This window comes from Anaerolineaceae bacterium oral taxon 439 (assembly GCA_001717545.1).
Taxonomy (GTDB): Bacteria; Chloroflexota; Anaerolineae; order Anaerolineales; family Anaerolineaceae; genus Flexilinea.
In genome coordinates this window covers 936,029-948,325 of record CP017039.1, presented here as the reverse complement: position 1 = coordinate 948,325, position 12,297 = coordinate 936,029, and the positions used below count along the sequence as shown (strand labels likewise).

The following is a 12,297-nucleotide window of genomic DNA, read 5'->3' as shown; positions in this document are numbered from 1 at the left end:
AAAATTTTCCCAATGAAACGCAGCGATACTCCGCCCCGTCGAATCAGCGTCATATCAGGCGGACGCGGCGCTGGTAAAACGACCTTCTGCCGCGGCGCGATCGAACGCTGGCGGGAAGACGGGTTCCGCTGCGCAGGGGTCCTTCAACCCGGACGATTTAACGAAAACGGCGTTAAAACCGGCTTCAGCCTTGTCGACGTCGTTTCCGGCGCGGAGAAATTCGCCGGAAGCGACGATCCCGGGATCGATCTCGGAACGCGATTGGGAAAATGGACAATTGACGACGGCGTTTTCCGCTGGGCAAACGAGTCGCTGGCCGCGGTTCGGGAAGCCGACCTGATCGTCGTCGACGAGCTCGGTCCGCTCGAATTCCGGCGCCACGAAGGATTGACCGCCGCGTTTGATCTCCTTCGCGAGGCGGACTATCGCCGCGCGCTCGTCGTTATCCGTCCGGATCATATCGCTGATTTCAGCGCGCTGGGGTTCCGCTTCGACCTCTTCACGCTGCCAGATCCGCCTGCGCGCTGAACCTCCTGAAAATCGAGGTACAATTTGAATATGGAACCAACTTCTCAGCTCTCCTCTCCGGCCTCAGGTGAGCGCGCGAGCTTCCGCGCGGCGCTGAAAATCGCGCTGCGCTTCCTGACGCGGATCCCGGTCCGCGTTTCCGCCGAAGAAGACACCTTCGCCAACCGGCGGCTCTCGACCGTCCTCTACCCGCTCGCCGGCGGGATCATCGGCGTTCTCCTGATCCTGACACGCCTGTTCTTTTCCGAAACCGTACAGTACGACAATAACGGCGTATTCGAGCTGATCGTCTGGGTTGCGCTGACCGGCGCGCTGCATTTAGACGGGCTCATGGACGTTTTCGACGGCTTCTTCTACGCCGGAACGGCGGAACGCCGCCTGGAAATCATGAAAGACGTTCATCACGGGACGTACGCGCTGGCCGGAACGATCCTCTTTTTCCTGATGAAAGCGCAATTGATCCCGATCTTCTTCACCCCGGTCCTCTTCTTCGCGCCGGTTTACGCGCGCTGGGCCGCGCTGAAGATCGTCCGGGACGAACCGGTCGTCAACCCGAACGGCATGGCGGCACAGCTGAAAAAAGAGCTGCATCCCAAAGCGGTCGCTTACGGCGCGATCCTGCCGTTGCTGACGCTCGCCGGGGTCGCGGTTTTGTCGCTGCGATACAATTCGATCATCATGTACCGCGGTTTCAATTTTCATCAGAAACGGAGCTCGCTGATCGGGTTGCTCGAAATTATCCTGATGATCTTTCGGCTGTTCGTTCTCTGGAAACTGCCCGGCTGGCTCGGGAAAATCGCACGAAAAACGATTGGCGGGATCAACGGCGACGTCTTAGGCGCGGCAATCGAGATTTCCGAACTGATCGTCCTCTTCTTATTCACGCTTCATCCGCCGGTCTTTCTCATGACGGATTCGTTCTCGTTCATTTATCATCTTTAGCCCATGAGCCTGAAAAATTTTCCGGCGCTGCCGTTTCGGCTGGGGACGACCTCCTACATCATTCCCGCCGATATCCTCCCCAACGTCCGTTACCTCGCCGACAAAGTCGACGATATCGAGCTCGTTCTCTTCGAAGCCGACGATTATTCGAACCTGCCTTCGGAGGCGCTCGTCAAGGAGCTCCGCCGGATCGCCGCGGACCATGCGCTTTCCTGGACGGTTCACCTGCCGCTGGACCTGAAATTCACCGCCGGCGGCGAACGCGCAGACATCTCGATTGAAAAAGCGCTGAAAGTGATCGGCTGTACTGAGAAGCTCGATCCAATCGCCTACGTCGCCCATCTCGATACGCACCAGATCGGCATGGCGGAGGAAAACGAACTCGCCGAAATGGAGCGGAACTGCCTGAATGCATTGGAACGGCTGACCGGCGCGCTTCCCGACCGGAGCCGGCTGGCGATCGAAAACCTCGAATCGTACCCCGCCGAACGGAACGACGGAATCGTCCGCCGGTTCGGCGCGTCTTACTGCGTGGATCTCGGCCATCTCTGGCTCCAGGGACGCGATCCGATTCCCTACCTGCGCCCACGGCTCGCCCGAACGAAAGTTATCCACCTGCATGGGATCGCCAAACGCGACCACAGCAGCTTAACGTCCTTCAGCGATAATCGGGTAGAATTAATTCTGAAAGAACTCGTCCTGAATTCCTACGCCGGCGTTGTAACGTTGGAAATATTCAACGAGAACGATTTCCGATCGTCTATGAAGTTGCTGAGGGAGATATTATGAGCGACCATGCATCCGAATTATTCGCAAATCTGCATTTCGTCTTCGGCGGCGCGCGCAGCGGAAAAAGCCATTACTCAGAAGAGCTCGTAAAATCCGCCGGCGAACGCGTTCTTTACGTCGCGACGGCGCAGGCCGCGGACGACGAGATGCGCCGGAGGATCGAGGCGCATCAGGCCCGCCGTCCCAGCAACTGGGACACGCTCGAAGCCTATTCCCGAACGTTCGATAAGCTCAGGCAGCGCCTTTCCAACGACGGACCATATCAGGGCGTCATTATCGACTGCGTTTCCGTCTGGGCGTCCAATATCGTGATCACGCTCCCGGAAATCGCTTCCGAAGAATACGCGTATTCCGTTCTCTCCCCAGAGCTGGATAAGCTCTTCGCGATCATCAGAGAAAACCCGAAAACGACCTTCGTCCTGGTATCGAACGAAGTCGGACTGGGGATTATCCCGGCGTACCCGTTGGGCCGTCTTTACCGCGATACCCTCGGCAGGATTAACCAGCGCATCGTCCGACATGCGGCCACCGCCTGCTTCATGCTCGCCGGCGTCCCGCTCCGGATCAAGGGCTGACGGGAAAAAACTATCCTGCGCGATAATACTTCTGATATTTGCTGTTCGGTTTTTCCGGAATCGTCATGCGCAGCCGCCCGCTCGCCAGAAGCGGTTTTAAAAAACGCCGCGTAAAATACGTCAGGTTCCTGTATCCAAGATGATCCGAGATTTCGCGCTTTGTCCTCGCCACGGAGCAGAAGTCAAGAATCGATTCGCCCAGATTGCCCACCGCGCGATCCTGGGCAGCGCTTTGATCATTCATGTGATCACGCTGTGACCAGGATGAATGATTGACATTTTTCAGCATCACGGAAAACGACGTATCCGAAGAGCGGAACCGCGGTTTCAGCGCATTGGTGTACCCCGGTAATTTCGCCGTCTCCAATAGAATTTTCCGGATTCCGCTGCCCCTGCGCTCCATGAACTTCATGCGGTGGAATAAATCGGCGATAACCGGGTTCCGACGAACCGATTCAATTTCCTCCAACCGGTATTTCTGGATCGGTTTTCCCCGGTACATCCCGCCGGGAGAGCTGATTTCCAATCGGTCGTCGTACATGTCAATATGAATTTCGCTTCCGGGGACAAGATAGTCGCGGTGAATCAACGCGTTAACCAACGCTTCGGTCACGGCCCGATCCGAATAGTCCGGCTTATCAACGCGGTAAAAGGCCTTCTTTTCGAAACGGACCTTCGAATTATTCCGAATAAACTCGCGCCCGCTTTGGAGAAGATAAATTAAGTTCCCCTCATACTCCTTATCGTCAAGCGCGTCGTCAAAAATCGAGCCCTTATCCAGTCCGTTCCAGCGCGTACAAAATATACGAGAGTTATAAACGAGACGCTGATCCGCGAGCAGCTTCCCCGCGTTGGTCAGGCAGCCGTTCCGATCCGCTAATCCAAACGAAACAAAATCCGCCGGCTCAAATTTCAGCCCGGTCCGTTCCAAATACGTCGCGGTTAACAAAGTAAAACTGTAATCCGCGATTCGCGAATCGGTCGCGAGCGAATCGAAAGATCGGTTCGTCCCTTTAAGAATGAGCTCGTTTACAACATAATCCGGCGCGGCGACGCTTTCATTTCCAATTCGGATAAACGCTTCCAAAATCCCGTCGGCCCTGTAATAATAAGGCGTTGAGCGACCGGCGGCGACTTCGACGGCTAAGACGCTCTTTCCCTCTTTCGCAATCGGCGTCAGAACAAAGCCCGGAACCGGCGTAATCCGCGCCTGAATTAAACGACTGATCGCCTCTGCGTCGGACTTCGGATCGGTAAGCCCGATCCAGTCGCGATCGTCCCCAATTCCAAAAAATATCGTCCCGCCGATCCCGTTCGCGAACGCACTGACGGTTTTCAGCCAGCTTTTTGGCTTTTTCGTTTCCAACGCGCTTTTGAATTCGGATTCGGCGGCTTCCGAGAGGGCCATTTCAAACGAACCTTTTCGCATGTCAACTGAATTCCTCAAATTTATATCATGCTGAATCGTCCGGAGCGGTTCCGGCGCTTCAGATGAATCAATTATAGCGGTGATTCAGCCCCGAATCAAAAGCGGCGAGCCCCGAGGGCGGTTACCCATATTCCAAGCCTGAAAAAATTTTGTTTCATTTTCATCGTCTCCTTAAGCCGTATTCTACGATGAAAGAGACGACCGTTTGGTTTAGAAACGGTATAACCGCGATATCCTGCGCTACTGACCGGCGCCAAGCATGCGTCGGAACTGTTCCCGCAGGAATTTCTCATGCGGGATCGCGAAATTCCCGCTGACCGTCTCGCCCGCTTTGACGGTTCCGGCGACGACCGCGCCTAAACTGATCCGCGCGCCGTCGCCGACCCTGACCTCCGACGAAATCGTCGCGTTCGGTCCGATCCAGACGCCGTCGCCAATCCGCGCCGAGCCGCCGATAACCGCCCCGGAAGCGATCAGCGCGCGCGATCCAATCGATACGCCATGCGCGACATGCGTCAGGCTCTCGATCTTCGTTTCCGAGCCGATGACCGTCTCGTGCCAGGGGAAAAGCGACCGCGACACGCTGCAATTGTACTGAATCTCAACGTCCGCGCCGATCGTCAGCCAGCCGCAGTGCGCCGCCGGCAGGATCCCGTCCGCGCCGATCCGAATAAACTCGAGTCCGGTACCGCCTAAAACGCTCCCGCTCCGAACGATCGTCCCCGCGCCGATCCGGGTATTTTCTTTAACCGAAACGAACGCCTCGATCCGGACGTTTTCCCCAATCTCGATATTCCGGGCGCCGACCTCCGCCAACGGCGAAATCGAAGCCGACGGCGCGATCCGCGTTTCGAACCCGGGACGCAGGTACGCGTCGGGGAAATCTGCTGCCAGGCGGTTATGCAGCTCGAAAAAGTCACGGCGCAACTCCGGAACGACCGCAACGCCCAGCGTCGTGTCCCGAAGCGCCGGCGCGCCGGCTAACGCAGCCGGAACCATGACCGCGGCAACATCCGCGTTCGCCAGCGCGATCCGTAAAAACTTTTCGTTCCCTGCGAACGTCAAAATCGGCAGTCCCGCCGCCGCGCCGCAAAGCCCCAACGACGAGAACGACCCGTCGCGAACGACCGTCCAACCGTCCCGCTTGATTTCCGTCAGCCGCATGCGTTTTCCTTTCCGTCCGGACCGCTAGGCTCACGCCCCGGAACCAGCTCCTCGATCAGCCCCCATTCGATCCCAAGCTCGCGCGCCTCCGCGAAAATCCGCTTCAGGAACGAAAACGCCCCGTCCCGAGCGGACGGATTGACGAACGCGGACAGACGCGCGAAGTCGCCATGAACCGGGCGCGAGGACCCGTACCGCTCCATCGTCTCCGTATTCAGGAACAGGTGAATCGGATGAAAATTAAAAACCTTTAACCCCGTCGGATCGAGGCGTAAATGCGCCTCCGGCGACGGCTTCGCCGCGTCGAAGCAATACGCGTCGTCTTCGTAAAAATAGGGGATCCGCGTCAGCCCGCTGTAATGCGCGAAGGGTTGGAGCGAAATTCCCGAGCTGAACGGAATAAACAGGTTCGAATCAGCTTTGCAGCGCTGCGCCGCGAACTCGTCCAGAATAATTCCCGCGTCGACGAGGCCATGCGAGCGGGCGATGATCGCCTCGGGAACGAGCCGTTTCAGCGCGGCGACCGTTTCATGATAATCGCCGCGGTCCGGCTTCGCGTTCAGGAGCGGGTAAAAATTCGGATGGATCCCCAGTCGGATCCGCGGATTCGCGCGCATCCGCGCCAGCAGCGGCGTATCATGCGTCACAAAGATCGTCGCCGGGACTGCGTTCGCCTCGAACCAATCCAGCGCAAACGCCAGGACCTCGTCCGACGCCCAGTCGGTATCCATCGTAAGATAAGCGCGCCGCTTCATTTTCATTCGCCCAGCCCCGAAAGCTCCTTCGCCGGAACGAAGACTTCGTCCAGCCCGCGCAGGATAACGCCTTCTTCGTACGGGAAGCCCGGCTCGATCGTCTCGCCGAGCAGGTGTTTCCGGATCATGACGTCCGGCTCGTTGTATCCGACGATCGCGCGGAACGACGACGTTCCCGAATAGCGCGGATTAATCTCAAAAATAACCGCCTTGCCGTCGACGAAACGCAGCTGAATATTGATCGCCGAACGCGCGCCTAAAGCCAGCGCGATCGCTTCGCACTGCGCCGTAACGTCAGGGTAGCGCCCGATCGCGCCCTGCGTAATCCCGCTGCTGATAACCAGCAGCTCGTCGCTGAAGCGGCTCTTTATCTTCATCCGGCAGCTCAGCGCCGACAGGATATTCTTTTTAACCGCGATCGAGTTGATCAGCGCCCCATCCATTCCGCAGAGGACGCCAACCGTATATTCGCAGCCCGCGTTCCCGACGTACCGCTGCACGATAAACTCGGGATACGCGCGCAGCATCCATTCGCCGAAAAGACGAAGCTCGTCGGGGCTCTGCGCGATGAACGTATTCGCCGATCCGCCGCCGCCGATCGACGGCTTCAGGACGACCGGGAACGCCCGGACCCGCGTCAGGTCCTCGACGCCGCGAACCGGTACCGTTTCCGGATACGAAAAGCCGTTTTCCGCCAGGAAAGCCATCGTCTTCGACTTATCCATACAGGTCTCGATCACAGATTGGGGATTCATCGGCAAAAAAACGCCCGCCGCCCGGATCTCGTCCTGAACCGCGGCGACCCGTTTCAGCTCCGGCTCCGAACCGGTAAACAGCGCGTCGATCCGTTTCTCCCGGCAGACGCGCATCAGCGCGTCCAGATATTCCGGCGCGGTCGCCGGCGGCAGGATCACGCGCTCGTCCGTCAGGAAAAGCCCCTTCGACAGCGGCGTGATATCCGCTCCGATAATCCGATAATTCGTCCGCGCCAGCCGGAGCGCTTTGACCAGCTGTTCCCCGTTTCCGCCGCCGCCGACCCCCGTCACCATCACGCGAATTTCGTCGCGATTCATTCCACCCCTCCGTCTCCGGTCCCTCGCCGGACACATGCCCAGACCGACGGATGAACCGCCGGCTTCTCCGGGAACGTCTCGACCAAATCCAGCTTCAGCCGCTCGATCGCCGCCGTCCGCGTTCGGGTATCGAGCGTCGCCCAACTCGGCGCATTCCCGATATCGCGCGGAAGGCCGGCCGAGCCGGCGTTGACGATCGTCGTATACATGCCGCGGCGAAGCCAGGGCCGATGCGTCTGGCCCATGAACAGGAAATCGATCCCCTTCCGGTCCCAGGCGTCGTCCGCCAAATCCTCGTACCCATATCCGCAGAGCGGATTCTCCGGCGTTCCATGCGTCATCATAACGGTCAGTCCGTCCAGCTCGACTGTCAGTTCCGGCTTCCTGGAGAGAAAAAGCGCGCGATCCTCTTCGCTCAGCGTCGCGCGGACCTCGCTCAGGCGGTAAACCTCGTCTTTCTTCGGATCGATCGGAAGGATCCCGACCGCCATCGCGTCATGATTCCCCAACAGGCAAACCGCCCCGAGCGCTTCAACCCCGCGCAGCGCCTCACGCCATGCCGGGAAATAGCCGACCGCGTCGCCGAGGAAAAAATAACCGTCGTACGCCCGCGACCGCCAGACTTCGGTCAACGCGTCCAGGTAAGCCGCGTTGCCATGCACATCCGAAAAAACGCACCACTTCATTTCACTAAGCTCTTCTCCGGAATCACCCGCTTTTATTCAGGCGCGGCGTCTTTCCGGCATCAGCCCGCAAGCGATTCAAGCGATTAAAGATACTTCCCGCGATACCAGTCGAGCGTTTCTTCCAATCCGCGCTCAAAGCCAACCGCCGGCTCAAACCCGATCAGCTCCTTCGCCAGCGCCGCCGACGCACAGAGGCGGGAAACGTCGGCCGGACGCGCCGGACGGTACTCGATTCCGCCGTCATAGCCAAAATACCCGGCGATCAGCTCGACGAGCCGTTTCATCGAAATTTCCTTTCCCGATCCTAAATTGATGATCCGTCCGCGCGTTGCCTCGCTTTCATACGCCATGACGAACGCCCGCGCCGTGTCCTTAACGAAAATAAAATCGCGCGTCTGCTCGCCCGTGCCTTCGAGAACCGGTTTCTCCCCGGTCAGGATCCGCCGCGCCGTCAGCGGAATAATCGCCGCCAGCGCCTGATCGTTCTGACGCGGGCCATAATTATTAAACGGACGGACGATCGCGACGTCCAGACCGTATACCTTATAGAACGCCTGGATCATCAGGTCCGCAGCCGCCTTCCCAGCCGCGTATGGCGTCGTCGGATCGAGCGGATGCGCCTCGTCCATCGGCGAATACCGCGCCGTCCCGTACGCCTCCGACGACGACGAATGAATCAGCGTCCGATACGCCCCATCCCTCAGCAGCCTGAGCAGCGTTTCAGCGATATCGACGTTGACCTGATACGCCGTATATGGATTAAAAAACGAATAATTCAGCGCGATCGTCGCCAGATTGAAAACGACATCGATTCCCTCCGTATCGATCACGGCGCGCATCGTCCCCAAATCGCGCGCGTCGTCGCGATACGCCTTGAAATTCGCGTAATTCGCCTGCGCCTGCGCGTTGTTCTCCGTCTTTCCAAGGAAGTAATTATCAACGATGACGACCTTCCCCGCCCCACGTTCGAGAAGCGCGTCCGCTAAATGCGACCCGATAAACCCCGCGCCTCCGGTAATCAGGATATTTTTCCCAGCAACGCTCGCCATTCTATAACGCCTCCTTCCCCGCCCGGATCAGTTCCTCAATCACGAAGTCCTGATCCGCCTCCGTCAGCTCGACATACAGCGGCAGCGCGATCGACAGCCGGTCGCATTCATACGCCCCGGGAAGATCCGGCGCGCCGGCGCCGCGGCGGTCGCGGTACACGCCCAGCGTATGCGTCGCGTGCGTCCCCTGACGCGTCGCGATACCGTTCGTCTCAAGAAATTCCATAACGCGGTTCCGGAACGCGTTCCCCGCCTCGACTGTCTTCATCTCCAAAGCCGCCAGATTCACGCGGCAGCAATACGTCTGGTACACGTGCGTATACCCATCCGGGACGAACGGCGGAATCAGCCATGGAACGCTCCCCGGGATCAGCCGGTCGTACCGGGCCGCGATCCGCCGCCGCGCTTCCGTAATCAAATCGATCTTTTCCATCTGCGCGATTCCGACCGCCGCCTGCAGGTCGGTCATTCGATAGTTATAACCAAGCTCGTTGAACTCCGGAAGGAGATACCCCTTCGCGAGATGCCGCTGCGTCTCCGAAAGAGAAGCCGCGTGCGAGCGGAGGCGGCGAAGCTTTCCGGCGAGCTCTTCCGAATCGGTCAGGATCATTCCGCCTTCGCCGGTGGTAATCGACTTGCGCGGATGAAAACTCAGCGCCGACGGGTTCCCGAACCCGCCCTCGTGCGTTCCCGAAATCATCGCGCCCAACGCGCAGGCGCTGTCCTCAACGACCTTCATCCCGTACCGCGCCGCGATCCGGTTCACCGCCGGAATATCGGCGCAGAGGCCGAACAGGTTAACCGGAACGATTCCCGCTAAACGGTTCCCGCTCCTCCGGTTCCGGAACCCGTCGTCCGCTTCCCGATAATTCGCGTCCAGGAACGATTCGAGCCATGGGACCGAAAGATTAAACGTCGCCGGATCGACGTCGACGAGAACGACTGCCGCGCCGGTATACGCAACTGAATTCGGCGTCGCGACGAAGGTAAACGACGGAACGAGAACGTCGTCGCCCGCCCCAAACCCCATCGCGACCATCAAAAGATGCAGCGCGGTCGTACAGCTCGTCGCCGCAATCCCATAAGCCACGCCTTCATGAGCCGCGACCTGTTTTTCAAACGCCGCGACGCGCGGCCCCTGCGCGACCCAGCCGCTTTCCAGCGTTTCAGCGACGAGCGCGGCCTCGCGCTCGGTAAAATATGGTTTCATGATCGGAATCTGCCGCATGATCTATCCTCTCTATGACGCCCGCGTCGCGTCCAGCTTCCGCCGCGCTTCGTCTAAAATCCTCGCGATTTTGACGCCCTGCGCCGCGTTCGCGATCGATTCGCGCCCCGCCCCGACGCACTCGGCAAAATGCTCGATACTGTTGCGGAGCGCGTCCTGCTGCGCGACGTAAGGGATCGTGATATCGCCGGTCCGCGCTTTGTACTCGTACGCGCCGTATTCCTCGCCGGTCTCGACGATCCCCTGATCGTAAATCGTCAGCTTATCGACCGTTTTCATGTCGTCAAATATGACCATCTTCTTTTCGCATCCAAAAATCGTCCGCCGCTCCTTGATCGGCGAAATCCAGCTCGATTTCACATGCGCCAGGAACGTCGGATATTTCAACGTCAGATAGGTCAGCGTCTCCTGCTTTCCATAATGCGTCTCGCCGATCGCTTCGACATGATACGGGATTTCGCCGCCGGAAATGAAATCGATCACTGCCAGGTCATGAACCGCCAGATCGAGCATCGCGTTCACGTCCTTCCGGATCGGCCCCAGGTTCATCCGTGAAACGTCGACATAAATCAGCTTCCCCAACTCGCCCGAATCGTAAAGGTCCTTAATCCGGCGAATAATCGGATGAAAGAGCATCAAATGATCGATATGCAGGACGCGTCCGGTTTTCAGCGCCAATTCGGCGAGAATCTCCGCTTTTTCGGCGTTTTCCGCAATCGGCTTCTCGATAAAAAGATGTTTTCCCGCGTTCAGGATCGCTTTCGCCATCTCGAACGACGGTTCCGTCTGAATCGCGAGCGAAACCGCCTCGACCGCCGGATCGTCTAAAACCGCGCGCGCGTCCGTTCCGATCCGAGGAACCGACGGATACGCCTTCCGCGCCGCTTCGACCCGCTCCGGCCGCGCGTCGACAATCGCGCAAAGCTCCGTTTTCCCCGACGCCGCCAGGTTGCGGACAACGTTCGTCCCCCAGTAGCCATACCCAACATGCGCTATTTTCAGCATTTTCCCTCTTCACGACATAAATCTTCTATAGAATCTATCAAATATGGCGGCCGTTTCCGCGAAGCGTCGAGCGTTCGCCAGAGATACTCGGCGATAATCCCGAGCGAAATATTCGTCAGCCCGAACCCGATCATCAGGATCGACAGCAGCGACGTCCAGCCGAGCGTGACCTCGGCGATGCCGCTGATTTTAACGATAACGACGTACAGCGCGATCAACCCGCCGATCAGCGCGAAAAGGAAGCCCAGAACCGAAACCATCCGAATCGGAAAGTACGAAAACGCGACGAACGAATCGATCATCAGCTTCAACTTCTTTCCAAACGACCATTTCGAAACGCCGCGCTTCCGTTCCAGATAATCGACGTTGAGAACCGCCTGCCGGTACCCCATGCTGAGGCACTGCAGCACGACGCTCGAATTCGATTCCGGGTTCAGCAGGAGCTGTTCCCTGACCTTTCGCCCGACAAAGATCGTATTGACGCCCTTCTCCGGATAACCCGCGATCGCGTACCGTCGGATCAGCTTCGAATACAGCCGCGAGAACGTTTCTTCAGACGCCGAAACCCGGACCGAACGCTTTTGAACGCAGACGAGGTCGAAGCCCTCGCGAATTTTTTCGTAACCGAGGCGGATAATTTCGAGCGGTTCCTGTAAATCCGCGCCAAGCCAGACGCAATTCGGCGCCTTCGCCACGCTGAATCCGGCGCGAACGGCCGGATGCGACCCGAAATTCCGCGACAGCCTGACCAGCTGCGCGCTGAAATTCCGAAATGAAATCGAGCTCAGGAGCTCGCCCGATCCGTCCGTCGACCCATCGTCGACGAAGACAACCTCGATCGGAACCGGGAGCGTCGGCGCGAACGCCTCGATCGCCGCGACCAGCTCTGGAATATTTTCAGCTTCATTGAGAAAAGGAATAATGACCGAAATTTCCGGATTCGTCATGCAGGGAATCTCTTTCTGATTCAGAAATTACGGATCTGAGACCCGTGATCCAACGTTATCTTATCCTCTGCATTTTATCATAAAAGCCGGTTCCGTTCGCGCGGAACCGGAGGAATCGGAAGTCGTG

At 58.4% G+C, this 12,297-nt stretch carries 13 protein-coding genes; 4 read left to right on the top strand and 9 right to left on the bottom strand.

The features are described from left to right. The first annotated feature begins 12 nt into the window (after positions 1–12). The 4 genes from BEQ56_04305 to BEQ56_04290 are packed head-to-tail and all read left to right on the top strand — an operon-like array spanning position 13 to position 2,834. Positions 13–528 (top strand): hypothetical protein, encoded by a 516-nt coding sequence (locus BEQ56_04305; GenBank protein AOH42765.1) that lies wholly within the window; start codon positions 13–15, stop codon positions 526–528. 30 nt (positions 529–558) lie between these two features. Beyond that, a complete protein-coding gene (locus tag BEQ56_04300; protein ID AOH42764.1) occupies positions 559–1,470 on the top strand; it encodes a hypothetical protein in 912 nt (303 codons plus the stop codon). A 3-nt stretch (positions 1,471–1,473) separates the two neighbouring features. Then, positions 1,474–2,259 (top strand): hypothetical protein, encoded by a 786-nt coding sequence (locus BEQ56_04295; protein AOH42763.1) that lies wholly within the window; start codon positions 1,474–1,476, stop codon positions 2,257–2,259. After that, positions 2,256–2,834 carry a hypothetical protein gene (locus BEQ56_04290; protein ID AOH42762.1) on the top strand — a complete coding sequence of 193 codons (579 nt, stop codon included), beginning with the start codon at positions 2,256–2,258 and terminating at the stop codon, positions 2,832–2,834. Before BEQ56_04295 ends, BEQ56_04290 begins: the two co-directional genes overlap by 4 nt. 10 nt (positions 2,835–2,844) lie before the next feature. On the opposite strand, the gene BEQ56_04285 is transcribed toward BEQ56_04290, so the two are convergent. The 9 genes from BEQ56_04285 to BEQ56_04245 form a co-directional block, all read right to left on the bottom strand. Continuing rightward, positions 2,845–4,242: an AAA family ATPase gene (locus tag BEQ56_04285; protein AOH44400.1), complete on the bottom strand. Its 1,398-nt coding sequence runs from the start codon at positions 4,240–4,242 to the stop codon at positions 2,845–2,847. Between the two features lie 261 nt (positions 4,243–4,503). Further along, positions 4,504–5,427, bottom strand: a complete 924-nt coding sequence (locus BEQ56_04280) for a hypothetical protein (protein AOH42761.1) — start codon at positions 5,425–5,427, stop codon at positions 4,504–4,506. After that, positions 5,418–6,188, bottom strand: a complete 771-nt coding sequence (locus BEQ56_04275) for a hypothetical protein (GenBank protein AOH42760.1) — start codon at positions 6,186–6,188, stop codon at positions 5,418–5,420. Before BEQ56_04275 ends, BEQ56_04280 begins: the two co-directional genes overlap by 10 nt. Beyond that, positions 6,185–7,255, bottom strand: a complete 1,071-nt coding sequence (locus BEQ56_04270; GenBank protein ID AOH42759.1) for a carbamoyl phosphate synthase — start codon at positions 7,253–7,255, stop codon at positions 6,185–6,187. The genes BEQ56_04275 and BEQ56_04270 overlap by 4 nt, the downstream gene beginning before the upstream one ends. Then, on the bottom strand, positions 7,252–7,941 hold the full coding sequence (locus BEQ56_04265; protein AOH42758.1) for a hypothetical protein: 690 nt from the start codon (positions 7,939–7,941) through the stop codon (positions 7,252–7,254). The genes BEQ56_04270 and BEQ56_04265 overlap by 4 nt, the downstream gene beginning before the upstream one ends. Before the next feature lie 83 nt (positions 7,942–8,024). Continuing rightward, on the bottom strand, positions 8,025–8,990 hold the full coding sequence (locus BEQ56_04260; GenBank protein ID AOH42757.1) for a hypothetical protein: 966 nt from the start codon (positions 8,988–8,990) through the stop codon (positions 8,025–8,027). A gap of 1 nt (position 8,991) precedes the next feature. Next, the gene (locus BEQ56_04255; GenBank protein ID AOH42756.1) at positions 8,992–10,218 is read right to left on the bottom strand and encodes a hypothetical protein; all 1,227 of its coding nucleotides are present in this window, start codon (positions 10,216–10,218) and stop codon (positions 8,992–8,994) included. Between the two features lie 12 nt (positions 10,219–10,230). Beyond that, on the bottom strand, positions 10,231–11,223 hold the full coding sequence (locus BEQ56_04250) for a hypothetical protein (GenBank protein ID AOH42755.1): 993 nt from the start codon (positions 11,221–11,223) through the stop codon (positions 10,231–10,233). Then, positions 11,217–12,170, bottom strand: coding sequence for a hypothetical protein (locus BEQ56_04245; GenBank protein ID AOH42754.1), 954 nt, complete (start codon positions 12,168–12,170; stop codon positions 11,217–11,219). The genes BEQ56_04250 and BEQ56_04245 overlap by 7 nt, the downstream gene beginning before the upstream one ends. Between the last annotated feature and the right edge of the window lie 127 nt (positions 12,171–12,297).

Bases quoted from the DNA above. Each gene is read 5' to 3' on its own strand.
- BEQ56_04295 (AOH42763.1), top strand. From the start codon at position 1,474: ATGAGCCTGAAAAATTTTCCGGCGCTGCCGTTTCGGCTGGGGACGACC.
- BEQ56_04275 (AOH42760.1), bottom strand. From the start codon at position 6,188: ATGAAAATGAAGCGGCGCGCTTATCTTACGATGGATACCGACTGGGCG.
- BEQ56_04265 (AOH42758.1), bottom strand. From the start codon at position 7,941: ATGAAGTGGTGCGTTTTTTCGGATGTGCATGGCAACGCGGCTTACCTG.
- BEQ56_04260 (AOH42757.1), bottom strand. From the start codon at position 8,990: ATGGCGAGCGTTGCTGGGAAAAATATCCTGATTACCGGAGGCGCGGGG.
- BEQ56_04250 (AOH42755.1), bottom strand. From the start codon at position 11,223: ATGCTGAAAATAGCGCATGTTGGGTATGGCTACTGGGGGACGAACGTT.
- BEQ56_04280 (AOH42761.1), bottom strand. From the start codon at position 5,427: ATGCGGCTGACGGAAATCAAGCGGGACGGTTGGACGGTCGTTCGCGAC.
- BEQ56_04270 (AOH42759.1), bottom strand. From the start codon at position 7,255: ATGAATCGCGACGAAATTCGCGTGATGGTGACGGGGGTCGGCGGCGGC.
- BEQ56_04290 (AOH42762.1), top strand. From the start codon at position 2,256: ATGAGCGACCATGCATCCGAATTATTCGCAAATCTGCATTTCGTCTTC.
- BEQ56_04305 (AOH42765.1), top strand. From the start codon at position 13: ATGAAACGCAGCGATACTCCGCCCCGTCGAATCAGCGTCATATCAGGC.
- BEQ56_04245 (AOH42754.1), bottom strand. From the start codon at position 12,170: ATGACGAATCCGGAAATTTCGGTCATTATTCCTTTTCTCAATGAAGCT.
- BEQ56_04255 (AOH42756.1), bottom strand. From the start codon at position 10,218: ATGCGGCAGATTCCGATCATGAAACCATATTTTACCGAGCGCGAGGCC.
- BEQ56_04300 (AOH42764.1), top strand. From the start codon at position 559: ATGGAACCAACTTCTCAGCTCTCCTCTCCGGCCTCAGGTGAGCGCGCG.
- BEQ56_04285 (AOH44400.1), bottom strand. From the start codon at position 4,242: ATGGCCCTCTCGGAAGCCGCCGAATCCGAATTCAAAAGCGCGTTGGAA.